The 24,257-nt window shown below is 57.2% G+C and carries 27 protein-coding genes; 7 read left to right on the plus strand and 20 right to left on the minus strand.

All coding sequences use genetic code 11. The features are described 5' to 3' along the window. Positions 1 to 65: 65 nt before the first annotated feature. The gene (locus GS611_RS09165; RefSeq protein ID WP_171634900.1) at positions 66 to 986 is read left to right on the plus strand and encodes a sulfite exporter TauE/SafE family protein; all 921 of its coding nucleotides are present in this window, start codon (positions 66 to 68) and stop codon (positions 984 to 986) included. A gap of 2 nt (positions 987 to 988) precedes the next feature. After that, positions 989 to 1,756 (plus strand): TIGR02186 family protein, encoded by a 768-nt coding sequence (locus GS611_RS09170; RefSeq protein WP_171634903.1) that lies wholly within the window; start codon positions 989 to 991, stop codon positions 1,754 to 1,756. 3 nt (positions 1,757 to 1,759) lie between these two features. On the opposite strand, the gene GS611_RS09175 is transcribed toward GS611_RS09170, so the two are convergent. From GS611_RS09175 to GS611_RS09200, 6 genes are all read right to left on the minus strand, one after another. Further along, entirely contained in the window at positions 1,760 to 2,488 is a 729-nt protein-coding gene (locus GS611_RS09175; protein WP_171634905.1) for an SDR family oxidoreductase, read from the minus strand. Further along, positions 2,485 to 4,017 (minus strand): ATP-dependent RecD-like DNA helicase, encoded by a 1,533-nt coding sequence (locus tag GS611_RS09180; RefSeq protein WP_171634908.1) that lies wholly within the window; start codon positions 4,015 to 4,017, stop codon positions 2,485 to 2,487. The genes GS611_RS09175 and GS611_RS09180 overlap by 4 nt, the downstream gene beginning before the upstream one ends. Positions 4,018 to 4,077: 60 nt before the next feature. Next, entirely contained in the window at positions 4,078 to 4,716 is a 639-nt protein-coding gene (locus GS611_RS09185; protein ID WP_171634909.1) for an acyl-homoserine-lactone synthase, read from the minus strand. Between the two features lie 83 nt (positions 4,717 to 4,799). Beyond that, positions 4,800 to 5,519 carry a LuxR family transcriptional regulator gene (locus tag GS611_RS09190; RefSeq protein WP_171634910.1) on the minus strand — a complete coding sequence of 240 codons (720 nt, stop codon included), beginning with the start codon at positions 5,517 to 5,519 and terminating at the stop codon, positions 4,800 to 4,802. A gap of 368 nt (positions 5,520 to 5,887) precedes the next feature. Next, complete coding sequence (ccrA, locus tag GS611_RS09195) at positions 5,888 to 7,171, minus strand: crotonyl-CoA carboxylase/reductase (protein WP_171634911.1); 1,284 nt, start codon at positions 7,169 to 7,171, stop codon at positions 5,888 to 5,890. A gap of 136 nt (positions 7,172 to 7,307) precedes the next feature. After that, a complete protein-coding gene (locus GS611_RS09200; protein WP_171634912.1) occupies positions 7,308 to 8,672 on the minus strand; it encodes a 1-acyl-sn-glycerol-3-phosphate acyltransferase in 1,365 nt (454 codons plus the stop codon). A 117-nt stretch (positions 8,673 to 8,789) separates the two neighbouring features. Between GS611_RS09200 and GS611_RS09205 the strand changes: the two genes are divergently transcribed. The 3 genes from GS611_RS09205 (at position 8,790) to deoD (ending at position 11,954) form a co-directional block, all read left to right on the plus strand. Then, entirely contained in the window at positions 8,790 to 10,784 is a 1,995-nt protein-coding gene (locus GS611_RS09205) for a protein meaA (RefSeq protein ID WP_256420053.1), read from the plus strand. Between the two features lie 124 nt (positions 10,785 to 10,908). After that, positions 10,909 to 11,226 (plus strand): H-NS family nucleoid-associated regulatory protein, encoded by a 318-nt coding sequence (locus GS611_RS09210; protein WP_171634916.1) that lies wholly within the window; start codon positions 10,909 to 10,911, stop codon positions 11,224 to 11,226. A 17-nt stretch (positions 11,227 to 11,243) separates the two neighbouring features. Continuing rightward, a complete protein-coding gene (gene deoD, locus GS611_RS09215) occupies positions 11,244 to 11,954 on the plus strand; it encodes a purine-nucleoside phosphorylase (RefSeq protein WP_171634918.1) in 711 nt (236 codons plus the stop codon). 37 nt (positions 11,955 to 11,991) lie between these two features. Here the strand turns inward: deoD and GS611_RS09220 are convergent, their stop codons facing one another. From GS611_RS09220 to GS611_RS09280, 13 genes are all read right to left on the minus strand, one after another. Further along, positions 11,992 to 12,855 (minus strand): DUF1989 domain-containing protein, encoded by an 864-nt coding sequence (locus tag GS611_RS09220; RefSeq protein WP_171634920.1) that lies wholly within the window; start codon positions 12,853 to 12,855, stop codon positions 11,992 to 11,994. Between the two features lie 290 nt (positions 12,856 to 13,145). Further along, entirely contained in the window at positions 13,146 to 13,286 is a 141-nt protein-coding gene (locus GS611_RS09225; protein WP_171634922.1) for a hypothetical protein, read from the minus strand. 121 nt (positions 13,287 to 13,407) lie between these two features. Then, positions 13,408 to 14,187: a succinate dehydrogenase iron-sulfur subunit gene (locus GS611_RS09230; protein WP_152456842.1), complete on the minus strand. Its 780-nt coding sequence runs from the start codon at positions 14,185 to 14,187 to the stop codon at positions 13,408 to 13,410. Between the two features lie 31 nt (positions 14,188 to 14,218). After that, positions 14,219 to 14,845 carry a sulfotransferase gene (locus GS611_RS09235; RefSeq protein WP_171634924.1) on the minus strand — a complete coding sequence of 209 codons (627 nt, stop codon included), beginning with the start codon at positions 14,843 to 14,845 and terminating at the stop codon, positions 14,219 to 14,221. 147 nt (positions 14,846 to 14,992) lie between these two features. Then, positions 14,993 to 15,592 (minus strand): class I SAM-dependent methyltransferase, encoded by a 600-nt coding sequence (locus tag GS611_RS09240; protein ID WP_171634926.1) that lies wholly within the window; start codon positions 15,590 to 15,592, stop codon positions 14,993 to 14,995. A 24-nt stretch (positions 15,593 to 15,616) separates the two neighbouring features. Further along, positions 15,617 to 17,422 (minus strand): succinate dehydrogenase flavoprotein subunit, encoded by a 1,806-nt coding sequence (sdhA, locus tag GS611_RS09245; protein ID WP_171634928.1) that lies wholly within the window; start codon positions 17,420 to 17,422, stop codon positions 15,617 to 15,619. A gap of 18 nt (positions 17,423 to 17,440) precedes the next feature. Next, positions 17,441 to 17,812: a succinate dehydrogenase, hydrophobic membrane anchor protein gene (gene sdhD, locus GS611_RS09250; protein ID WP_117870336.1), complete on the minus strand. Its 372-nt coding sequence runs from the start codon at positions 17,810 to 17,812 to the stop codon at positions 17,441 to 17,443. Between the two features lie 13 nt (positions 17,813 to 17,825). Then, complete coding sequence (sdhC, locus tag GS611_RS09255; protein ID WP_152456838.1) at positions 17,826 to 18,212, minus strand: succinate dehydrogenase, cytochrome b556 subunit; 387 nt, start codon at positions 18,210 to 18,212, stop codon at positions 17,826 to 17,828. A gap of 214 nt (positions 18,213 to 18,426) precedes the next feature. After that, the gene (locus GS611_RS09260; protein ID WP_171171150.1) at positions 18,427 to 19,089 is read right to left on the minus strand and encodes a DUF1194 domain-containing protein; all 663 of its coding nucleotides are present in this window, start codon (positions 19,087 to 19,089) and stop codon (positions 18,427 to 18,429) included. A gap of 54 nt (positions 19,090 to 19,143) precedes the next feature. After that, positions 19,144 to 20,172 carry a MaoC family dehydratase gene (locus tag GS611_RS09265; protein ID WP_171634931.1) on the minus strand — a complete coding sequence of 343 codons (1,029 nt, stop codon included), beginning with the start codon at positions 20,170 to 20,172 and terminating at the stop codon, positions 19,144 to 19,146. Then, positions 20,172 to 20,378, minus strand: coding sequence for a DUF1737 domain-containing protein (locus GS611_RS09270; protein WP_171634933.1), 207 nt, complete (start codon positions 20,376 to 20,378; stop codon positions 20,172 to 20,174). Before GS611_RS09270 ends, GS611_RS09265 begins: the two co-directional genes overlap by 1 nt. Before the next feature lie 12 nt (positions 20,379 to 20,390). Next, positions 20,391 to 20,945 carry an NnrU family protein gene (locus tag GS611_RS09275; RefSeq protein ID WP_171634936.1) on the minus strand — a complete coding sequence of 185 codons (555 nt, stop codon included), beginning with the start codon at positions 20,943 to 20,945 and terminating at the stop codon, positions 20,391 to 20,393. Between the two features lie 6 nt (positions 20,946 to 20,951). Continuing rightward, positions 20,952 to 21,809, minus strand: coding sequence for a CoA ester lyase (locus tag GS611_RS09280; protein ID WP_152456833.1), 858 nt, complete (start codon positions 21,807 to 21,809; stop codon positions 20,952 to 20,954). 170 nt (positions 21,810 to 21,979) lie between these two features. Here GS611_RS09280 and GS611_RS09285 point away from each other — a divergent pair, with 170 nt between their 5' ends. Beyond that, positions 21,980 to 22,285 carry a hypothetical protein gene (locus tag GS611_RS09285; RefSeq protein ID WP_171634939.1) on the plus strand — a complete coding sequence of 102 codons (306 nt, stop codon included), beginning with the start codon at positions 21,980 to 21,982 and terminating at the stop codon, positions 22,283 to 22,285. On the opposite strand, the gene GS611_RS09290 is transcribed toward GS611_RS09285, so the two are convergent. Next, the gene (locus tag GS611_RS09290; protein WP_171634941.1) at positions 22,286 to 23,041 is read right to left on the minus strand and encodes a sulfite exporter TauE/SafE family protein; all 756 of its coding nucleotides are present in this window, start codon (positions 23,039 to 23,041) and stop codon (positions 22,286 to 22,288) included. It abuts the gene before it with no gap. Between the two features lie 167 nt (positions 23,042 to 23,208). Between GS611_RS09290 and mdh the strand changes: the two genes are divergently transcribed. Next, complete coding sequence (mdh, locus tag GS611_RS09295) at positions 23,209 to 24,171, plus strand: malate dehydrogenase (protein WP_117870353.1); 963 nt, start codon at positions 23,209 to 23,211, stop codon at positions 24,169 to 24,171. The last annotated feature ends 86 nt before the right edge of the window (positions 24,172 to 24,257 follow it).

Here is a 24,257-nt window from a genome sequence, read left to right on the forward strand (position 1 = left end):
ATTACCACCCTTGAAATCTCAACCCATAACAGGCAAGCCACGGCCATACGCAAAGTAACGGTACCATGCACATTTACCTGCCCATCGCCGAAGTCTCAGTAAACGCTTTCCTCTTGTTGGGGTTGGGCGGTATGGTCGGCATCCTGTCCGGCATGTTCGGTGTCGGTGGCGGCTTTTTGATGACCCCGCTGCTGTTCTTCATCGGTATTCCGCCGGCGGTGGCTGTTGCTACCGAAGCCAATCAGATCGTCGCATCATCCTTTTCCGGAGTTCTGGCACATTTCCGACGAAAGACCGTGGACCTCAAGATGGGAACGGTATTGCTGGTTGGCGGGCTTGTTGGGGCCGCTCTGGGCGTGGTTGTCTTCAACTATCTCAAAAGCCTGGGTCAGGTCGATCTGCTGGTGACACTCTGTTACGTTGTTTTTCTTGGCGTCATCGGCAGCCTGATGTTTGTCGAAAGCCTGAGGGCCCTGCGTAAAGCCAAGAAAGGCGGCGCGGCCCCTGCCAAGCGTCGGCAGCGGGGCTGGGTCCATGCCATGCCCTTCAAAATGCGTTTCCGCACCTCGGGCCTGTATATCTCGGTCATCCCGCCAGCTTTGGTCGGTCTGTGCGTTGGGGTTTTGTCCGCGATCATGGGCGTTGGCGGCGGCTTCATCATGGTTCCTGCCATGATCTATTTGCTGGGTATGCCGACCAAGGTCGTTGTCGGCACGTCGCTGTTCCAGATCATCTTTGTGACAGCCTTCACCACGATGCTGCACGCCACCACCAACTATACGGTTGATGTTGTTCTGGCGGTCTTGTTGCTGGTGGGCGGCGTCATTGGCGCCCAGATCGGAACCGTGATCGGAGCCCGCATGCCGGCGGAACAATTGCGCGTGCTGCTTGCCGCTCTGGTACTGGCCGTATGTGGCAAGCTGGCACTTGATCTGCTTATTGAACCTGCCGAGCTCTACTCGCTTGGCAGCGGTGGAGGGCACTGAGGATGTTGCGTTCGTTTATTGCCGCCCTGTGCTTGTTCTGCATGCCCGCTTTGGCGGCGGAAGAGCAGGTTGTCCTTGGTCTCAGCCAGGACCGGGTTGCCATCACCGCGACATTCGACGGATCGGAACTTCTGATATTTGGGGCAATCAAGCGGGAAACCCCAATCCCTTCAGGCCCTCCGGTCGAAGTCATCGTCGCGGTTGCTGGTCCGTCCGAGCCTGTCACCGTGCGACGCAAGGAACGCAAGCTTGGGATCTGGGTGAACACCGACAGTGTTCTTGTCGATCTTGCACCCAGCTTTTACGCCGTCGCAACCAGCGGACCCTTTGACGACATCCTGTCCGACACCGAAGACCTGCGCTACCGGATTTCGATCGAACGCGCGATCCGCTCGGTCGGTGCCGCGATGCATATCCGGGGCGCACAAGATTTTGCAGACGCCGTAATAAGAATTCGAGAACACGAACACCTGTATTCGATCCGCGAAAATACCGTGGCAGTGGATGAACAGACCCTGTTCCGCACCTCGATCGATATGCCCGCCGACCTGACCGAAGGCGATTATACCGCCCGGATTTTCCTGACCCGTGGCGGAGAGGTCGTCTCGCAATATGAAACGATCATTGATGTTCGGAAAGTTGGCCTAGAGCGTTTTTTGTACAATATGTCCCGCCAGCAACCCGTCTGGTACGGTCTGATGTCGCTGGTTATAGCGATCGCGGCAGGCTGGGGCGCCTCGACAGCCTTCCGGCTGTTGCGAGAAAAGTAACCGTCATCCTCGGCCGATATAGGGCATGGTTGTGGCCATGACGGTCATGAACTGCACGTTGGCCTCGGGCGGCAGGCTTGCCATATGCAGAACCGAACGCGCGGCGTCTTCCACGGCCATCGTCGGGTCCGGTGTCTCGCCAGCGGCTTGCGCCGCGTTAACAAGGCCCTGAACCATCTGTGTACGCGCGTTTCCGATATCAATCTGCCCGCAGGCGATTCCAAAGCGACGCCCATCCAACGAAAGGCTGCGCGTCAGCCCTGTAATGGCGTGCTTTGTGGCCGAATAGTGTACCGAATTCGGGCGCGGAACATGTGCCGCTATCGAGCCGTTGTTTATGATCCGGCCGCCCTGTGGATTTTGGTGACGCATGATTTTGAAAGCTTCACGCGCGCAGAGGAACATGCCGTTCAGGTTCACGTTGACGCTTTGGTACCAATCGTCCAGAGCGATCTCGTCGATCGTGCCGCCCGGCGCAAAGATCCCGGCGTTGTTGAACAGAACATCCAGCCGCCCGGTGCGGTCTGTAAAAGACCGAAAAGCCTGTCCAACCGCATTCGGGTCGGTCACATCCGCAGGCAGGACGATGGCTGCCTGATGCTCTTTTGCCAGAGCATCCAGTTTGTCTTTGCTGCGCGCCAACAGCCCGACCGTCCACCCTTGGGACAAGAACAGCAGGGCCGTTGCCCGGCCGATACCTGAACTGGCACCCGTTACGATGATGGATTTCATGTCTCTTCCGCCTCCAATGTCAGCGACGCCGCCGGAATCGCCCTCAAGTCATCCACACGCAGGGGGTGCGTGGGCTTTGACAGGCGATTTCGCACCACCCAGATCAACCGCTCTTGCGCGCGCGTGATCGCGACATATGCCAGACGCTTCCACAATGGCTGTCCGGCCTCGGTCCGGCCCATACGAGCGGCGGCATAGAGGTCCGGAGCGAACACCTGAACCGTATCCCATTGTGACCCCTGCGCCTTGTGGATCGTCACGGCCGCTCCGTGCAAAAAGGTCGCCCCCATGCGGGCAGCGTAGGGAATAAAAGGCTCTTCCTCGTCCGGTTTTTCGATCTGCACAATAGACGCTGCACTGACCTGCGGGTCTTCGGCCCCCACCACGTGAAGACGCGAGAACCCCGGCTTTCGTCCCGGCCCCAGATATACCACCTGAGCTCCTTTGATCAGCCCACGCGCCTCAAGGTCCAGCCGTTTCTTGCGATGTTTCAGGGGCAATTCGATCCCATCACAAATGAGCGGTTCACCTGCCAGCAATTCTGTATCCGGTGCGCCGTGAACTTGCCTGAAGGCCTGTATCAAACGAATGCGCGTGGCGTTGCGCCAGACGAGAACCGGGCTTCGGGCCATCAGATCGACCTCAACCCGCTGGCCCCAGACAACCCGATCATCCCGACGGGCTGTTTCTTCGATCAGTCGCTCGAAATCCTCGAAGCCCATTGCCGGGTCAGCCAGCGCATGCGCAAGATCCAGAATTGGGTTGTCTGCATCCTGGCGGTGCACGCGCTGAAGTGTCAGCTTCCTGGGCTCGGGCAAAGCCTCGAACACCATGCTGCCGGACTGATTTACCGGTGCCAGCTGAGCCGGATCGCCGAACAACAGAAGGGTCGGAAAAATCTCTTTGAGATCATCGAACTGGCGGTCATCCAGCATCGACGCCTCATCGACGAACCCGATATCAAGCGGTTCATCACGGCGCTTCCACCCGGTGATGAAATCCGACCCTCGCAAACCGGCGGCGGCCAACGCCCCGGGGATCGATTTGTTGTTTTGGTAAAAAGCAGCCGCACGATCCAAGGCTTCATCCGTCAAACCTTCGATATCGGGGCGTTCGTCATTGCCGGCCAGCCATTCCGCAATGCGCTCATATTCCGGATCATAAACCGGCGTGTACAATATTCGGTGAATCGTGGTCGCAGGCACGCCGCGCAATCGCAGAACGCTTGCAGCCTTGTTCGTCGGGGCCAGGATGGCAAGGCTGCGCTTGTCTTTCGATTTGCGGCTTTCATAATCGCCGGACACGATCTGAACACCCGTCTCTGCCAGTGCCTTGTACAGCTCGGCCAACAGCAGTGTTTTGCCCGAGCCGGCTTTGCCGATCACGGCCATCACACCGGATTTTCCTGCGCCCGGCAGTTTCAGAAGGGCATCATCTTCCAGATCAACACCTGCTGCCCGCAGCATCTCGGCGATGCTGTCATACGCGGCGGCCTGATCATCTGAGAACGTTACATTCGGCAAGGACATGGCGCGACCCTACAGGGCCGCGCCAGCCATCACCAGATGTCGATTGGCGTTTTCCGACACTTAAGCGGACAGGGCGAACCGGTGCTGTCTCTTCGGCCCGAATGCGGCCTTGAACCACATCCGAGACAGGTCGCGCGGGATGCCCGCACGCTCTGCCACACGGTTGCAGTCATCCGCGGAATAGGGCCACAATCCGACTGAAATCTGATCGCGCCCGCTGCCCTGGGTTCCCAGAACCTCGGGCGATGACCCAATCAGGCGATAGATTCTGATCATCCGGGCATCGAATACACCGGCAATATGCGTCAGGCCGAAACCTTCCATCATTTCACCGCCGCTCAACATGATGGCGCCGGCAGTATGCGGGCTGGCTGTTCGGGACAGGCAGAACCGGGTGACCTCCCAGATCAGGGGGCTGCAAATCGGCTTGCCGCCATTCAGATGACCAAAAACCTCATTGATCATCACCCGACCGGTCGTAGGCAATACACGCATCGACCCTCCGTGGCTGCCATCCGGCTCTTCCCAGATGACATAAAGCGGATTGAGATCATCGTATTCGTCCCGTTCTTCGCCCTTCTCGTTGACGTGGACATCCCACCCCAACCGGGTCTTGAACTGATCCGCACGATCTTTGAACATCCCCTCTGCCAGAGTCGGAAATCTGTGTATCTCATCGGCATATAGATAACGCAACATGACTTGTTCCCCTTGTCGTCCTGTGCAGGAACGAAGGGAGTACAGAGTCGTGGTTAATTTTGCGTGTGGAGGCCGTTCGCCTCTTAAACCACTATTAATCCCCGGCTGAGTGCCGTGGCGATTGCGTGGGTTGTGTTATGTGCGCCCAGCTTTGAGCGCGCGCTTTCAATGTAAACGCGCAACGTATGCTCGGAAATCGTCAGGGAATGGGCCACTTGGGCGCGGCTGTATCCCAACGCCAAAAGTGTGATCGCGTCGATTTCCCTTGGCGACAAGCTGCGCGGGCAGTCCGGCTGCCTGTCTTTTTCAAACTCCAGCGCCTTGCGATTTATGTAATGCGCAACAAGAATCAAATCTCGCCCGTAAGTCGAGATAAAGTTCTTCCAGGTTTGATCATCACAACTGTGGTTGACCGTGAACAGGGCGAACTGACCATTTGGACCCCGAATTGGGATGGAATACCCCTGATTTCCAACGCCATGGTTTTGCGCATCCAGAAGGAAAGCCTTTGCCACCTTGCCGGACCAATCCAACGACTTCCAGTCAACCGGATGAAACCGCTGGAAACACCCCAAGATCACAGGGTCGATACGGTGATAGTTTTTTTCCCTGTAGCGCTCATCCCAGGCGTCTGAATAGGTGGTGTAGCCGTATTGATCTCCGGCACCGTCAACCCAGTGATACGTCAGGTGCTCGACCTTCAACGCGTCCCGCAAACGCTCAGCTACGGCGCTGAGTTCTTCAAGCGTGTTGGTGTTTTCCAAATCCTGAAGGATTTGACCCAAATCGACCTTCGTTGCCATTCGCGGGCGCTCGTGCCTCGTTCTTCAAGGACGCAATCTCGGCAGCCGCGATCAGTCTTGTGTCATCAAGCTGCTCTGCAAGCGCGGTCAAACCATTCGCAACGGCGAAAGCATTGAGGTCCGACAATACGTCCAATATCCACTCATTTTGCGCCATCAGGGTCTCTCTGAAACAGTTAACGAAGGGTTAACACAACCATAACATGTATGATCTTTTTTGGCCTATTCACCGGTTTCTACTCCCCAAAAATAGCGATGGGCAAAATTGCAAGCATTTGAAAGATTGTCAGAGGCCTAAAAAACACAAAAGACCCGCGAACCAGCAAAGTGATTCGCGGGCGTTTTTTGTCTACAACCCTGGCGCGTTATCAACCTGCGTCCAGGACTTCCTCGAGGGTACGCAGACCAGTACGCGGCGCCTGAACAAGAACGGACATATTGCCCGGCTTGTGCTCGTTCCGCAGCATTTTCATGTGGGCCTCGGGCAAGTCATTCCAGGTGAACACCTCGGACATACAGGGGTCAAGGCGGCGCTCGACCATCAGCTTGTTCGCGGCTGCCGCCTGCTTCAGATGAGCAAAGTGCGAGCCCTGCAAACGCTTTTGGTGCATCCACATGTAGCGCACATCGAATGTACAGTTGAAACCCGATGTTCCGGCGCAAATCACGACCATACCGCCTTTTTTCACAACGAAGGTCGATACCGGGAAAGTGCTTTCACCCGGGTGTTCGAACACCATGTCAACATTGTTGCCTTTGCCGGTTATGTCCCAGATCGCCTTGCCGAATTTGCGGGCCTCTTTGAACCATTCGGCATATTCCGGTGTGTTGACCGTGGGCAATTGACCCCAGCAGTTGAAGTCGCGACGGTTCAGAACACCTTTGGCGCCCAGCCCCATAACGAAATCACGCTTGCTTTCGTCTGAAATCACACCGATTGCATTTGCGCCTGCGGTATTGATCAATTGGATTGCGTAGGACCCCAGACCCCCGGATGCGCCCCAGACCAGGACATTCTGACCCGGTTTGAGATCGTGTGGCTCGTGGCCAAACAGCATCCGGTATGCGGTTGCCAGCGTCAGGGTGTAGCACGCCGCTTCTTCCCATGTCAGATGCTTGGGGCGCGGCATAAGCTGCTGTGCCTGCACGCGGGTGAACTGGCTGAACGAGCCATCCGGCGTTTCATAGCCCCAGATCCGCTGGCTGGGCGAATACATCGGATCACCGCCGTTGCATTCCTCGTCATCGCCGTCGTCCTGGTTGCAGTGGATCACAACCTCATCGCCAACTTTCCAGCGCTTCACCTTGTCGCCAACGGCCCAAACGATGCCCGACGCATCCGAACCCGCGATATGGTAGGGTGCTTTGTGACCGTCAAACGGGCTGATCGGCTGCCCCAGAGCGGCCCAGACGCCGTTATAGTTGACCCCTGCGGCCATAACCAGAACCAACACTTCGTTGCTGTCCAAGGTTGGAACATCTACAACTTCCTGCCGCATGGCGGTGTTCGGCTCACCATGACGTTCTTTGCGAATGGCCCAAGCGTACATTTGCTTTGGGACATATCCCATGGGTGGGATTTCACCCATTTCATACAGATCTTTTTCAGGTGCCTCGTACGACGCGATACCACTTTCGGTGTCCAAAGCCATGCCGGCCTCCTCTGTTCAGTGCCTTTGCCGCGACGCAGAATCGCGCGCTTCACAGACTGGAATATTGGTCGATGAGTAATATTGCAACCGTTTTTGGTGCCATATTGTAATTTTATGACCCAGCGGTTGCAGAAAGCTATTTTGCGGCTGCAGAAACCTGGTAACTTGAATCCGTTGGGACGGATGCGGCGTAATAGTCCAGAAGATCGCCGCGCTGACCTGATACGGACAGCATATTCCCCTGTCGGTTCAGAATCCGGCGTTCAACCAGTTGATCCAGAGCATTTGATATGGCCTGCGAATTGTCCTTGGTCTGCGGATCATCGCGCTCCATCATCTGTCGGATTTGTGACAGCACGTCTTCTTCGGACATCGGGCCGTTGTCGCGCACCAGCAAACAGGCCGCTGGTGCCGGCACCAGCGGAATAGCATGCTGGATACGCTGCATCAGCGCCCGGGCCAAATCCGTCATCATGTCGTCACTGCCTTCAGCCCGGAATTCCCTGAGAGAGATCGGCCTGCCGTACCGGACGGACGCCAGACCGAACCGCTTGTATCGGCCGATCAAACGACGCCAGATCTGTTTCACTATCCAGCGCGTGATGACGCCGATCCGTGCGCGAAACCGTCGCTCTGTCCCAAGTGCTGCGCGGGTCAGGATGGTGTCTTCCAACACACGGTCGTAATTCAGGGCAACCGGGACAAACACCACATCGCGCCCCTGTGGCGACGTTCCATCCATAATATATTTGAGCAGTCCAAGCTTGGGGCGCGCAATAGCCCCGGTCAGGCTCAGCCCGCCTTCTGGAAACATGGCTTGAGTTACGCCGGCTTCGGTTGCGTGGCGCACATAGGTGGATAGAACCTGACGATAGAGTTCGCTGCCGGACTTGCGCCGGATAAAATACGCCCCCATCGCCCGGATCAATCGGCTGAGCGGCCAGACCCGGGCCCACTCTCCGACAGCATAAGACAGTGCAGAATGTCGGGCTGCAAGATACGTGACCAAAACGTAATCCATGTTGCTCCGGTGGTTCATGACAAAGACAACGGTAGCTTCGGGGTCAATGCTCCTGACGGATTCTTCGTCCTGATAGCTAAGCCGCACCTCGTAGAATGTGTTGCTCAGCAAGCGGGCCAACCGGATCGCAAAGCTGAAATAGGCGAAGGCGGAAAAGGACGGAACGATCTCTCGGGCATAACGACGTGCCTGCTCCGAGGCGACGGCCTCGGGCATGCCGGTTTCACGGGCATGTTGCTGAACCGCCTGGCCGACCTGCGGATCATAAATCAAGCGCTGGATCATGTCGTGCCGACGCGCCAGCTTGAAGGGCTGGATCGGGCGTTGAAGGCGCTGGTTCAGGCGCGCCACCGCGCGTTCCAGTCTGCGACGGAAAAACCAGCGGACGGATGGAAACAGGAAATGCGATGCGAAAGTGACCATGGCAAAGACCACGATCAGCACGAAAAGCCAAAGCGGAAGTTCCACGGTTTGCGTCATGGCGGCAGATTGCCACCAATCACAGCCGCCCACAATCTGAACAATTGCGACATGCCGCAACGCAGCGAATTGACATGTCCCGAAAATTGCGCTTTAGAACCTTAAGACGTAATTTTATTGCCCACTGAAACGCGAGGCCCCGCTATGACGCAGACGCAGAAAGATCGCCCCTGGCTCATCCGAACCTATGCCGGTCATTCCACGGCCAAAGCCTCGAACGCGCTTTATCGGGGGAATCTTGCGAAAGGCCAAACCGGTCTGTCCGTGGCCTTCGATCTGCCCACGCAAACAGGCTATGACAGCGACCACACCTTGGCCCGCGGTGAAGTCGGCAAGGTCGGTGTGCCGGTCTGTCATCTGGGCGACATGCGGGTTCTGTTTGACCAGATTCCGCTTGAGCAGATGAACACATCGATGACGATCAACGCCACTGCGCCATGGCTTTTGGCGCTTTATATCGCCGTCGCGGAAGAGCAAGGCGCGGATGTATCCAAACTACAGGGCACAGTTCAAAACGACCTGATCAAGGAATACCTGAGCCGCGGCACTTATGTTTGCCCGCCCAAGCCGTCGCTCAAGATGATCGCGGACGTGGCCGAGTATTGCTATACCAATGTTCCGAAATGGAACCCGATGAACGTGTGCTCGTATCACCTGCAAGAGGCAGGTGCGACCCCAGAGCAGGAACTGGCCTATGCCCTAGCCACTGCCATCGCCGTGCTGGACGAATTGCGCCCACGTGTACCTGCCGAGGATTTCCCGGCGCTATGCGGCCGGATTTCCTTTTTTGTGAATGCTGGCATCCGCTTTGTCACCGAAATGTGCAAAATGCGTGCCTTCGTGGATCTTTGGGATGAGATCCTGCAACAACGCTATGGCGTTGAAAATCCGAAATTCCGTCGATTCCGCTATGGCGTGCAGGTGAACTCTCTGGGCCTGACCGAGCAGCAGCCCGAAAACAACGTCTATCGCATCCTGATCGAGATGCTGGCCGTTACCCTGTCGAAGAATGCCCGCGCCCGAGCGGTGCAGTTGCCCGCCTGGAACGAGGCGCTGGGTCTGCCGCGCCCGTGGGACCAGCAGTGGTCGATGCGGATGCAGCAGATCCTGGCCTACGAAACCGATCTCCTGGAATACGATGACCTGTTCGATGGCAACCCCGCTGTCGATGCCAAGGTGAAAGAGTTGAAAGAAGGCGCGCGGGCCGAACTGGCCAACCTGGATTCGATGGGCGGCGCGGTCGCTTCGATCGAATACATGAAGTCCCGACTGGTGGATTCCAACGCTGAACGCCTGAACCGGATCGAACGCAATGAAACCGTTGTTGTTGGTGTGAACAAATGGATCGAAGGCGAGGCATCACCCCTGCAAACCGAAGACGGTGGCATCATGGTTGTTGATCCTGCCGTGGAACAAGAACAGATCGACCGCCTGAACACGTGGCGCGCAGAACGGGACGAAGCGGCCGTAACCGCTGCCCTGGCCGCGCTGCGTGAAGCGGCACAGACCGGGGCAAACATCATGGAACCGTCCGTTGCCGCCGCAAAGGCCGGCGCGACAACGGGCGAATGGGCCGAAGAAATGCGCAAAGTCTATGGAACCTATCGCGGCCCAACTGGTGTTTCGGGGTCTGTTTCGAACAAGACCGAAGGGCTGGACGACCTGCGTGCCGCCGTTGATGCCGTCAGCGACAAGCTGGGCCGGCGTCTGAAGTTCCTTGTAGGCAAACCCGGGCTGGACGGCCATTCCAACGGTGCCGAACAGATCGCCTTCCGTGCCCGCGATTGCGGTATGGACATCAGCTATGAGGGCATTCGCCTGACACCCGAAGAAATCGTTGCGGCCGCCCGCGAAGATGACGCGCATGTCATTGGACTGTCGATCCTGTCCGGCAGCCACCTTCCACTGGTCAAAGACGTCATGGAACGTCTGCGGCAGGCAGGGTTATCTCATATCCCAGTAGTGGTGGGCGGCATTATTCCGGACGAAGATGCCGAAAAACTGAAAACCATGGGTGTGGCCAAGGTCTACACCCCGAAAAACTTCGAACTCAATTCGATAATGGGCGATATTGTTACTCTGGCGGATCCTCGGAACCTCGCCGCAGAGTAAATTAGCTGCAAGGCACTTTTTCTCCTGTTTCCGTCTCTGAAAAATTCGGGATGGAATACGCTGATAATTGGAATTACGGTGCGCGCTCATGTGCACCGTAGTTATTATCTGATGGAGAAGAATGATGGGGATCAATCTTGAGAATATGTCGCGCAAAGACCTTTTGGCTTTGCGCAATGACATTGAAAAAGCTTTGGTCAGGGCAGAAAAACGCGAACGTCAGGAGGCTTTGAAAGCTGCAGAAAAGGCTGCGGCAGAATTCGGCTTCTCTTTGTCTGAACTGTCCGAAGAAACGTCGCGCAGTGTTAAGCCAACAAAAACAAAGGCTAAATACCGTAATCCGGAGAATCCCGATCAAACCTGGACCGGTCGCGGCCGCAAACCTCAATGGGTGCATGACGCGCTGACGGCAGGCGCGGATATTTCTGATCTGGAAATCTAATCTGAGCGATTTGGAAAATGACAATTCATATTGGCGCCGAAAAAGGCGAAATAGCTGAAACCGTTCTATTGCCCGGGGATCCCTACCGGGCGAAATGGGCGGCCGAGACGTTTTTGGATGATGCCAAACAGGTCAATAACGTTCGGGGAATGCTTGGCTTTACCGGAAACTGGAAGGGAAACCCCGTAACAATTCAGGGAAGCGGCATGGGAATGCCGTCCCTTTCCATTTATGTAAACGAGTTGATCCGCGATTACGATGCGAAAACCCTGATCCGCATCGGATCCTGCGGGGGGATGCAGGACAGCGTCAAAATTCGTGACGTTATTCTGGCCATGACATCAACCACGCTGAGCACGCCGTCGCGCGGCATCATGAAAGAGCTCAACTTTGCGCCCTGCGCCGATTGGGGGCTTCTGCAAGCTGCCGCCACAGCGGCTGCCGCCAAGGGAACGCCGACCCATGTTGGTGGAATTTACTCGTCAGATGTCTTTTATGACGAACGTCCAGATCTCAATGAACAGATGGTGCGTCACGGCATTCTGGGGGTCGAGATGGAAGCGGCCGAACTCTATATCCTGGCGGCGCGCCACAAATGCCGCGCCTTGGCCGTTCTCACTGTTTCCGACCACCTGTTGACCGGAGAGGCCCTGCCATCGTCAGAACGTGAAAGCAGCTTTGGTGAAATGGTGGAAATTGCGCTTCAGGCTGCGTTCCCCAACAGCTGATGGTGGGCAGGCACGAGGAAACGGGTGCCTGCCTTTGCTAACGCCCGTGCGAGCGATCATAACCATTGCTCGCAGGGCTGTCCCACCCCTTCAAATCACCACTGGCAGGAGCGAATACCTCGACCAGCAAGGGGTGGCATGCAGCCGTGTCCGAGGAATGTTCCGAGGAACAATCCCCGCCCGGGCAGGCGCTGAGGTTTCCCAGCAAATCAATCTCGGCAAAAAATTCAAGAAAATCTCCGGGGCGCACGGGTGAGGCTTTCATGAAGTACTGACCCGTGTCGCGGGTGAAACCGGTACACATGAAGACGTTCAGTACGTCGTGCACCGCTGGTTCGGCTTCGGTCAGCGGAATATTGAGGTGATCCGCAAGCGCGCGGGTCAGGTTGGAGTGGCAACAATGATGATATTGCGTACCGGACAAAAGGTTGCCCGTATACGGATCGCATCGCGTGCCGATGACGTCATGAACCGACCCCCCATAGGAATCGATCCCGTACCACTCCAGCGTATCCGCAATAATCGTGGCCATCGGGCGCAGATGAGGAAAACTGGACCACATCCGCTCTCCGGTGGTCAGATGCGTGCCATGCAGCGCCCGGGTTTTTCCGGAATAGAAGCGTTCCGACAGGTCGTTTCGGTTCCAGAGGTTCAGATCGCCAACCTGCGGCCCCTCGACGGAAGTGATGCGAAAGAAATGGCCGGCAGGCACTTCAAAACAACGTGCATCACGTGGCGGCACCAGCACTTCGCCCGTTTTGCTTGCGCGTTCGCGAAGGGACTTCATCCAAGTCACATCCGGTCGCGGCAATGCCTCGTTCGGGTAACAGATGACAGGGGAAACCGCGCGACGGGCTTCGGCATCTTCAGGCGGGTGGAGAGTGTTTTCTGAAACGGTCATGCCGGGTAGAGTGGCGCATTATTCAACCCTCGGAAAGCCCTATCTTTCAGGGGTCACGCGCCTTCAAACACTGCAAAGGTTGGTCCAGTGCAGTGATTTTGGCACCGCAGAAGCTGCACCGCCAGATGCCGTGGCTCTTGTCCTGCCGCCACCTGCAATCACGTGTCAGCCCGGAATGGCGCGAGCGCCAGAGGAAATAGGCAAACACGCCGGCCGCCAGAAGAAGCAGAAGAACAGGCATCCCTCTGCTTTGCCGATAAACCGTCAGTTTGCAAGCCTTGCCGCCTGCATCAGGCTGCGTTTGCGTATTCGAAAAGCTCTGGTTCCTTGTCAGCCTTCGCAGGTTCGGGCGTGTAATAGGCCCATGCCTGTTCAAGCAGTTCCAGCGCGTCTTGGGCGGCGCTTTTCCGTTTGGATGTGTCTTTGCTCATTGGAGTGATCCTGACTAAAGCTCATCACTCCTCCCTGCCAAAAAAATAAGGCAATGCAGCCGGGGCTGCATCGCCTATTTTTGCAAGATGGACATGCGAAAATCGCAAATCGGGCCTGTGTTTAGACCGCGCGCTCGACCATCATCTTCTTGATCTCGGCAATCGCCTTGGCCGGGTTCAGACCTTTCGGACAGGTCTTGGCGCAGTTCATGATGGTGTGACAGCGGTAGAGCTTGAACGGATCTTCCAGTTCATCCAGACGCTCACCAGTGGCTTCATCCCGGCTGTCGATGATCCAGCGATAGGCATGCAGCAAGGCCGCGGGGCCAAGATAGCGATCACCATTCCACCAGTAGCTGGGGCATGAGGTCGAGCAGCTGGCGCACATCACGCATTCATAAAGACCATCCAGCTTCTTGCGATCTTCGATGGATTGTTTCCATTCCTTCGCAGGGCGATTGGTCTTGGTTTCCAGCCACGGCATGATGGACGCATGCTGGGCATAGAAATGAGTCAGATCAGGGATCAGGTCCTTGACCACCGGCATATGCGGCAGCGGATAGATTTTCACATCGCCCTTGATCTCATCCATGCCATAGATACAGGCCAGTGTGTTGATCCCGTCGATGTTCATCGCGCAAGATCCACAGATGCCTTCGCGGCAAGACCGGCGGAACGTCAACGTCGGATCGATCTCGTTTTTGATCTTGATCAGCGCGTCCAGTACCATCGGACCGCACGTATCCATATCAACGAAATAGGTGTCGACACGCGGGTTCTGCCCGTCATCGGGGTTCCAACGATAGATTTGGAACTTGCGCACGTTCGTGGCGCCGTCCGGCTTTGGCCAGGTCTTGCCGGTGGTAATCCGGGAATTCTTGGGCAGGGTCAGTTGAACCATGTCAATTCTCCATTCAGCACAAGGCCGCCTTTCAGCCTGTCCGGGCGCATTCAGACGCCCCTCGGTTATAATGCCCCCAATGGGCGATGTTCACGTCGAAATCCGGCGAAAGCCAATCCGCAAGGCTTTGCGGATCGTCCCGGTCGATATCAAAGCGCAGAAAGCGCGGGTTGTCGTCAAAGAAAGCTTCGACCTCGGAATGGTGCACGTCATACATATGCGCCCAGCCCCGTTTTACCTCGTCGGCCGTCTGTCCATTGGCCTTGCAGCATCGCTCTAGGTACCTACCGCCGGAATGGTTGGCACGTGATGCGATCCAGTCATCGCGATTGCGCGTGTTCAGCAAGAAAAAGGCGTCGGGGTAAGCCGCGTGCAGCTCTCGAAAGAAACGCGCGCCGTCCAGCATGAAGCGCGAATTGACAAAGGCGATATCGGTGAAGGCCCGGACGGCACCAAACCCATCCAGCGGTCTGCGCCCCATGGCAATATTGGTTACCATCCGATGTGCAAGGTTTAGACCCTGTTCATCTTCCCAATGCACCGAAGGAATCCCGCTGTTCTGAAACAGCTTGTGAAACGAGGTCGTCGCACAGCGGTTCAAGCCGATCAGGATGATCTTGGGATCGCTTTGCCCGGATTTGAGTTTCTCGACCGTCATTGCGGGCACCAGCAAAGCATACGCCTTGGCACGCCTGGGATTTCACCATGACTTGCGCTTTTTTGAACGCCCCTCCGGCATGTGACATGATCAAAAGCGGCTTGTTTGGCTTCCCGGGTTGATATGGTGCTTGCGCCAGTCACACGTTCAACTCCGCTCGAACACTTTGAACGCGGCAAAGCTGTTCTTTGAGGCATGCGCATGCCCTTTGACGGCAAACGGGTTCTCTTCTTCACAATAGAGCTGCCAGCCGGGCATGAATTCTTCAACCCACAGGGAATACGGGCGATGGCGCACATGCTGGTTGGAAGGGTTCTGGTCAAAATCAGACGAATAGATAACGACAAAACGCTTTGCCAGTCCGAACAACCGCCGCATGTAGTTTTCGAAAACGCTGTCTTCGGTCAGATGATAAATGACATCCAGCGAAAGAGAAACGTCATGCGGCTCAACCTCGGAATCGGCGTTTTTGAACACCCAATTGGGGCGGGATCGAAAAACTTCGTTGCAGCGCCGAACGCAGAGGTCCGAGACATCTAGACCGGTATAATTCGGGATATCAAACAATTGCGCCTGATTTCCGTCGCCCGATCCCAATTCTACAACCGAGTCCACGCCTTCCATCTCGACCATCGTGTTGATGAAATTCGCTTTGTAGACAGCAAGACGCCCGTAAGACCCCGCTCCCGAGGTCTTGCCGCGCTCATATCGGCGTTGCCAATAATCGGTCGAAGAAAACTCTGCCATCTCGCCCCTGTTCCTGACCAGCCCTTAGAACGTCCGCGCTTTGGGCGCGATTTTCTGCAAGCTGATACCGCCTTGGTCCTCGGTCGTCAGCGGATCAACGATGACCGGACGATAGCTGAGCTCAACCTTGTTGCCCTCGACCCGGCTGACCGTGTGAACACGCCAGTTTTCGTCATCACGCTCGCTGAAGTCTTCATGCGCGTGGGCCCCTCGGGATTCCTTGCGGGCCTCGGCGCCGACGATGGTGGCAAGCGCGTTTGGCATCAGGTTGGTCAGTTCAAGGGTTTCCATCAGATCGCTGTTCCAGACCAACGAACGGTCTGTGACCTTCAGGTCGTCCATCTTTGCGGCAATCGCCGTCATCTTCTCGACGCCTTCGGCCATGGTCTTGGCGGTTCGGAACACGGCCGCATCCGCCTGCATGGTCTTTTGCATCTCAAGCCGAAGATCGGCGGTTGGGATTGAACCGCTGGCGTTACGCACCGCATCAAAACGGTCAAACGCCTTGTCGACCGACGCCTGGTTCAGAACCGGGTTGGGGGATTCGGCGTCGACAACCTTGCCAGCCCGGATCGCCGCCGCCCGGCCAAAGACCACAAGGTCAATCAGCGAGTTCGACCCCAGTCGGTTCGCACCGTGGACCGAGGCACAACCGGCTTCGCCAACGGCCATCAAACCGGGAACGACCGCAGTCGGATCCTCGGCAGTTGGGTTCAGAACCTCACCCCAATAGTTCGTGGGGATACCGCCCATGTTGTAATGCACGGTGGGCAGAACCGGGATCGGTTCCTTCGTGACATCCACACCCGCAAAAATCTTGGCGCTTTCCGAGATACCGGGCAGGCGCTCCGCCAGAGCTTCGGCAGGCAAGTGGCTGAGGTTCAGGTGAATGTGATCCCCTTCGGCCCCTACGCCACGTCCCTCGCGGATTTCCATGGTCATCGAGCGCGAAACGTAATCGCGTGGTGCGAGGTCCTTGTACTGGGGCGCATAGCGCTCCATGAACCGTTCACCTTCCGAGTTTGTCAGGTACCCGCCTTCGCCGCGCGCGCCTTCGGTGATCAGACAGCCCGAACCGTAGATGCCGGTAGGGTGGAACTGAACGAATTCCATATCCTGCAAGGCCAGCCCGGCACGGGCCACCATGCCGCCGCCATCGCCGGTGCAGGTATGGGCCGAGGTGGCGCTGAAATAGGCACGGCCATAGCCGCCGGTCGCCAATACCACCATCTTGGCGTTGAAGACATGCATGGTGCCATCGTCCAGCTTCCAGCAGACGACACCCTGACATTGACCGTCTTCGGACATGACCAGGTCAATGGCGAAATATTCGATGTAGAACTCGGCGTTGTTCTTCAACGACTGCCCATACAGTGTATGCAGAATCGCGTGGCCGGTCCGGTCGGCAGCTGCACAGGTGCGTTGTACCGCAGGACCTTCTCCGAATTCAGTGGTGTGTCCACCGAAGGGGCGCTGATAGATCTTGCCCTCTTCCGTACGGCTGAACGGAACGCCATAGTGCTCCAGCTCGTAGACCGCCTTTGGCGCCTCGCGGGCAAGGTACTCCATCGCGTCGGTATCGCCCAACCAGTCCGAGCCCTTGACGGTATCGTACATGTGCCATTGCCAATGGTCGGGGCCCATATTCGACAACGACGCGGCAATGCCACCCTGCGCGGCCACGGTATGAGAACGGGTTGGGAAAACCTTGGTCACGCAGGCCGTACGCAGGCCTTGTTCCGCCATACCCAATGTCGCCCGCAGACCGGCCCCACCGGCGCCAACAACGACCACGTCATATTCATGCGTTTCGTATTCGTATGCAGCCATTTCTTTCAGCTCCGGGAATTAGAGGGCAATGCGCGCGATGGCGAAGATGCCGGCCGCAGCCGCACCGTAGGACAGGCAGGTCACCAGAATGATCAGGACCTTTTCAAGCGTGCCGTGAACATAGTCCTCAAGCATCACCTGCGCACCGTCTGCGAAGTGTTTGAAGCCAACTGCCAGCGTCAGTGCTGCTACGATGGCAGGGAAGGGCCGCGAATAGTATTCAAGTACCACGTCAAACGGCTGACCCAGAACCGGGCCGAAGGTGAAAACAAACAAAGGCACAAGGATCAGCAGAGCCACCGAGCTGACTTTCATCGCCCAGAAATGGGCGGTGCCGGATTTCGCCGAGCCAAGGCCAGCGGCGCGTTTGCGGTCGGTCAGATAACGCATGTCAGGCCTCCAATCACGCGACGATGACAAGGGTCAGAAGGGTCAGCACGACCGATCCGATGACAACGGCCCAGCCCAGCTTTGTCGCTGTGGGAAGGTCCAGCCCAATCGCATTGTCCCAGATCAGGTGCCGTACACCGGCCAGCGTGTGATACCAAAGACCCCATACGGACAGAGCCATCACCAGATCGCCAAGCACCGAAGTAATCACTCCGTTCGCAACGGCGAAGGCCTCGGGCGACGTTGCTGCGGCCAGAAACCACCAGACGATCAGCAGCGCCGCCAGCAGTAGCGCGTTTCCGGTGATGCGTGTCAGGATGGATGTGACCGACGTCAGCTGTGGACGATAGATCGACAGGTGCGGCGAAAGTGGGCGGTTGCCCCGATTTACATCGGCCATGGCGGCTCCTTTTCGGTTGGCTACCGAACGTTTTACTGTTTTTTGCGACACTGTCACGTGCTGCGGGTGCAAAAACCACTAAATTCAGCGCAATTTGACGGATTATTCCGGTATGTGATCACACAAAATATTGTCGTGATCACATTTAACATTCCCCTTCATCAATGTTAGCGATTTCAAGATCAAAGGCATGTGATCACGAATCTCCTGACTGTCATTTCAGGCCCGCTGTTTGCTGCGTCACTTCGCGCAGCAGTTTCTTGCGAATTCGTTCCGGGTAGTCCGCGAAGCCCGAGGCCGAAACGACAAAAGCGCCTTCGCCCACGATGACATTCTCAAAGAAATAGGCCGTCAGGTCCGGTTCACTTTCTTCAATGGCCAACGCATTGACGACAATGCCTCGGTCCCGCAAAGCCGCGTGAACTTGCGTCGGTTCGACGCCTTCATTGGATACGCCGTCCCCAGACAGATCGATCAGTCTCCGTTTGCAATCGGATACGGACTCAAACGCGTCCAGCGTCGTGTGCAGCGCCTCGCCAATCGCGGTCGAGAAGTTCCGCCAGATGCGTGGATCTTCGGCAACCTGATCGGCGAAACGATCCAGCGCCGCGAAACTGTCGACTCGAGTCCAGGGGATTGTGACCTGCTGGCGCGACGACCCGGTCCATTGCACCAGCATCAACTGAGCCTGACCACGAACCAATGCCTCGGACACGATCGGGTCGCGCAGACCAGCGGCCAACCCGTCCATCTGGATACGAAACTCGCTGGCGTCGACCGAGCCGGAAACATCAACCGCCAAGGCCAGCGCCAGATCGCAGGCCTGAGCCGCCGGCGCCAGACAAACGCTGGTCAATATCGCGCGCAGAATATGCATGGTGCAAGCCTAACACGGCTTGCACGCAAATGGCTCACATTACCGTCAGCAGGCCTATTGCGGCATGAGCGCCCAATAATCGAGATCCAGAAGCACATCCGGCAAATACCGGCCCTCGTCATTCTTCAACACGAACGGATCACCACCCTTTGTCGCCACCAGACGCAGGCGGATCGCACCCACGCCGGGAACACCGGTTTCCGCCTTATCCAGAACTTCGGACCAGGCCTTGATCGTGTCGCCCGCGAAACATGGGTTGGCATGCGCGCCGCCATTCAGGCCGACAATCATCTGCGCGTTCGCAAGCCCATTGAACGACAATGTCCGCGCCATCGAGATCACGTGCCCGCCATAGATCAACCTGCCTTCCGGGCGGAACGTCAGATCGAAATGCACCTTGGCGGTGTTCTGCCACAATCGCGTGGCCAGCATGTGTTCGGCCTCTTCCACGGTGACGCCGTCCACGTGGTCGATTTTCTCTCCGATTTCATAGTCGCCCCATCGATGCGCTTCACCGGCCAAAGCGAAATCGTAATTCGAGAAATCCAGACCTTCGGGCACGATCAGATCCTGGGGCGTCAAGGCCTTCTTCAATTCGGGAACAACCGTTTCGGGCGCTGGCGCATTCACGTCTGCCTTGCGCACCATCACCCAACGGACATATTCGATGACGACTTCGTCCAATTGGTTCAATCCACGGGTGCGGACCCAGACGACACCTGTTTTCCCGTTGGAATTCTGTTTGACGCCAATCACCTCGGACACAGATCGCAGGGTATCACCGGCATAGACGGGTTTCAGCCAGCGGCCTTCACCATAGCCAAGATTGGCAACCGCGTTCAACGAGACATCCGGAACCGTTTTGCCGAACACCAGATGAAACGCCGCTAGATCATCAAGCGGACTTTCCGGCAAACCGCAATCCCGGGCAAATTCGTCCGAAGAATACAGCGCGTGACGCGCGGGATAAAGCGCGTGATACAAACCGCGTTCGCCCTCGGTCACTGTGCGCGGCACGGCGTGATGCAACACCTGCCCTACAGAATAATCCTCGAAGAATCGGCCCGGATTTGTTTTTACCATTACTGCTGTCCCAGTTTCATGTCGGGGGAATAGTCGGCGTCGACCTCTTTGGTCACAGCCTGCGCACACCGCATTACATTGTTGGCTGAGTCAAAGGCATAGGACGGGTCGCCGTACAGCTCCCATCCCTTCGCCAGCGCATCTGACACTTTGTGGCAGAAGGCTGACGTGTCTTCTTCGGTCAACAAACGATAGAGTTTCGCCATGGGGTCAGGTCCTCATGAGCCAAACGGAGACGGACCGACCAGGCCGTGGATATATCCGATAATCCCCAGCAGCACGATCGACGCCACAAAGAACATGGCATCCTTGCCATAGGTTCCCGGCTCACTGGGCGTCCAGTCGGGTTCGGTCTTGTTGATCACAACAACTTCGACCACGGCCCATGCCAGAAGACCGCCGAACAGGATGATCGAGGCCAGATCTCCGTTCACCAGCAAATGCGCAAAGGCCCACAGCTTGAAACCACCCAGCATCGGATGGCGAAACTTGTTCAGCACCCGGCCTTTGGTGCCCGCGGGGCTCATCATGAAGATCGCGATCAGAACCAACAGATTATTGACGTGAATCAGGAAGGTCGGCGGCGCCCAGACATAGATGAAGTCGGTCATGCGATAGCCGAACACCATCAGCAGGATCGACGCTACCAGCGCCAGGGCTACTGCACCCTTGCCCCCGTCGCCCATCGCGGCACGGCGTTCAGGCGCCACACGTTTGAACAGATGCGCGGCCCACCACAGTGCCACGCCCAAGATCAGAAGAACAAAGCCCATGCTGGCTTACCCCGCTTGCAAAGCTGAAATCGCCTCTGCTTTTGCCAGAATTTCACGGGCCGTTGCAACGTGCAGGTTTTCAACGATCTTGCCATCCACGACGGCAACACCCTGCCCTTGCGCTTCGGTCTCTTCGAATGCCGAAATTTGGCGGCGGGCCAGATCGATCTCGTCATCCGATGGTGCGAAGGCCGTGTTGGCCACATCGACCTGGGCCGGATGGATCAGTGTTTTGCCATCAAAGCCCATGTCGCGGCCCTGCGCACACTCGGCGGCCAGACCCTCGGCATCCTTGAAAGCGTTGTAAACGCCATCAATGATGATCAGCCCTTCGGCCTTGGCGGCCAACAGGCACAGACCCAGCGAAGTCATCATCGGCAGGCGATCGGGGCGAAAGCGGGTTTGCAGCTCTTTGGCCAGATCGTTTGTGCCCATCACGAATCCGGCCATCAGCGGATGCGCCGCGATCTCGGCAGCGTTCAGCATTCCGCGCGGCGTTTCCATCATGGCCCAAATCGGCAATTCTCCGGTGATCGCCGCCAGAGCATCCACGTCAGCCGCCGAATTCACCTTGGGCAACAGGACAACATCGGCATCCATGTCGCGCACCGCCTCGGCATCGGCACGCCCCCATTCGGTGTCCAGCCCATTGATCCGGACGATCTTGACCCGCGCACCATAGCCCCCAGCGGCCAAGGCCCCTTTCAGCGTTTCGCGAGCGTTTTCTTTTTCGTCCGCTGCAACTGCATCTTCCAGGTCGAAGATGATCGCATCCACAGGCAAAGATCGGGCCTTGTCCAGGGCCCGGTCCCTCGAACCAGGAATGTAGAGAACCGAACGATAGGGGCGCAGACGAGGATCCATGGACCACTCCCATTGAAATAAAGTTGCGCGGAATGGGACATTTTTTGCAGGAAAGTTCAAGCACAAAATCGCCGCACCGCAGCAAACCCGACGCAACGTGCGTTCCCTTAACCGGATTTCGTCCCTTGCCACGCACCCTGATCGGCAGCTGGAATCAAAAAGGGTGCGGCATGCAAAAGACGGTGTTCAAGATGACGATGGGGCTTGGGATCATGGTCCTGGCCGCGCAACATGTGCACGCTCAGGGTCAAAACTGTGCGCCCAGAGAGGCTGTGCTGGAACGGTTGCACGAGGCCTACGGCGAAACGCGCAGGGGTTTGGGACTGGCCCGAAAAGGCGCCGTCATGGAGCTTTTTGCCTCGGACGAAACCGGCAGTTGGACGATCACGGCGACTTTGCCAAACGGGATCACCTGCCTTGTGGCTTCGGGTCAGGCTTTTGAAGAGGTGGCCGAGGCGCTGCCACCCAATGCCTGATCAGGTGAGCGCGTCCCAGATCAACTTGCTGCCGGTGAGCGTCAACAGCACATAGGCAAGCCCGAAGAACAGGCGTTCGGACAACATGAAATGTGCCCGGACGCCCAGCCATGCCCCCAGGATCGCAAAGGGTGTCAGCAGCAAATCCGCCCATAACGTCTGCCATGTGAACATACCCAGATACGCATAGGGTATGAATTTCGCGATATTGATCACCCAGAAAACCAGTACCGTACTGGCTTGAAATTCGGTTTTCGTCAGGCGTTGCGACAAAAGATAGACCGCTGCCGGAGGACCGCCGGCATGGCTGACGAAACTTGTGAAACCCGCGACCAGCCCGGCAAACAAACCGGAAGACGGCGGCAATCGCCTGGCAAACCCGCGCACCAACCCTTTCGACTGCGCGATGTGCCAGATTACGAACCCGACCGAGATGCCACCGATCAGCAGACGCAACAGATCATCATCCGTTGCACGGTAAAGCCACGCACCCACCGCCACACCGGGCAGCGCGCCAAGGATCAGCAGACGGGAATCCGGCCAACTCCACCGCCTCCAATAGGGACCTAACGTGGCCACGTCGATCACCATCAAGATTGGCAGCATCAAGGCCAAAGCCTGCCCGGGCGTCAGGATCAAGGCCAGAATCGACGACGAGGCAAATGCCACGCCGGAACCGAAACCGCCCTTTGAAATACCGGCAAAGATCACGGCAGGGATCGCCACGGCAAAAAACATCAAGTTCAATTCGAACATGTGACAGTCCCGGTTTTGGCTTGTCTCAAAGGCCGTTTAGCGCAATCAAAGCGGGGCCTGCAAACAGTATGCGGTTGTATGCCACGTCGCAGAACTCTTGCCTATTGACGTTTTAACGACTAGCACGACCGCGATTTCAATACCGACCGGATATGGAGAAATTCCAAATGGCCAGACCCAAGATTGCGCTGATCGGCGCGGGGAACATCGGTGGCACGCTCGCACATCTCGCAGCTGTCAAAGAACTGGGTGACGTTGTCCTGTTTGACATCGCAGACGGGCTGCCTCAGGGCAAGGCGCTCGACATCGCTGAATCCGGCCCTTCGGAAGGGTTCGACGCCTCGATGAAAGGCACCAGCGACTATGCCGATATCGCTGGCGCGGATGTGTGCATCGTGACCGCAGGCGTGGCCCGCAAACCGGGCATGAGCCGCGATGATCTGCTGGGCATCAACCTGAAAGTCATGAAGTCGGTCGGTGAAGGCATCGCAGCCCACGCACCCGACGCGTTCGTGATCTGCATCACCAATCCGCTGGACGCGATGGTCTGGGCCTTGCGCGAATTCTCGGGCCTGCCGCACAACAAGGTCTGCGGCATGGCAGGGGTGCTCGACTCGGCGCGCTTTGCACACTTCCTGTCGGAAGAGTTCAACGTCTCGATGCGCGACGTCACCGCCTTCGTTTTGGGCGGCCACGGCGATACCATGGTGCCGTCGGTCCGTTACTCGACCGTTGCCGGTATTCCGCTGCCTGATCTGGTCGAGATGGGCTGGACCACGCAAGAGAAACTGGACGCCATCGTGCAGCGCACCCGTGACGGCGGCGCCGAAATCGTTGGCCTGCTGAAAACCGGTTCGGCCTATTACGCGCCTGCAACGTCGGCGATCGAAATGGCCGAAGCCTATCTGAAAGACCAGAAGCGCGTTCTGCCATGCGCGGCCTACTGCAACGGCGAACTGGGTGTAGACGGGCTCTATGTCGGTGTTCCGACCGTGATCGGCGCAGGCGGCGTCGAGCGTATCGTTGACATCAAGCTGAACGAAGACGAGCAGGCAGGGTTCGACAACTCGGTGAACGCCGTGAAGGGTCTGATCGACGCATGCAAGGGCATTGACAGCTCGCTGGCGTAAAACAGCTCTGAAGTCCGAATAACAGACCGGCCCGTTTCAGGGCCGGTTTTCTTTTGGTCCGCGCATGTCCCGGTCGCAAATGTTGG

Origin of the sequence: Ruegeria sp. HKCCD6119, from assembly GCF_013110585.1 — a bacterium.
GTDB lineage: Bacteria > Pseudomonadota > Alphaproteobacteria > Rhodobacterales > Rhodobacteraceae > Ruegeria.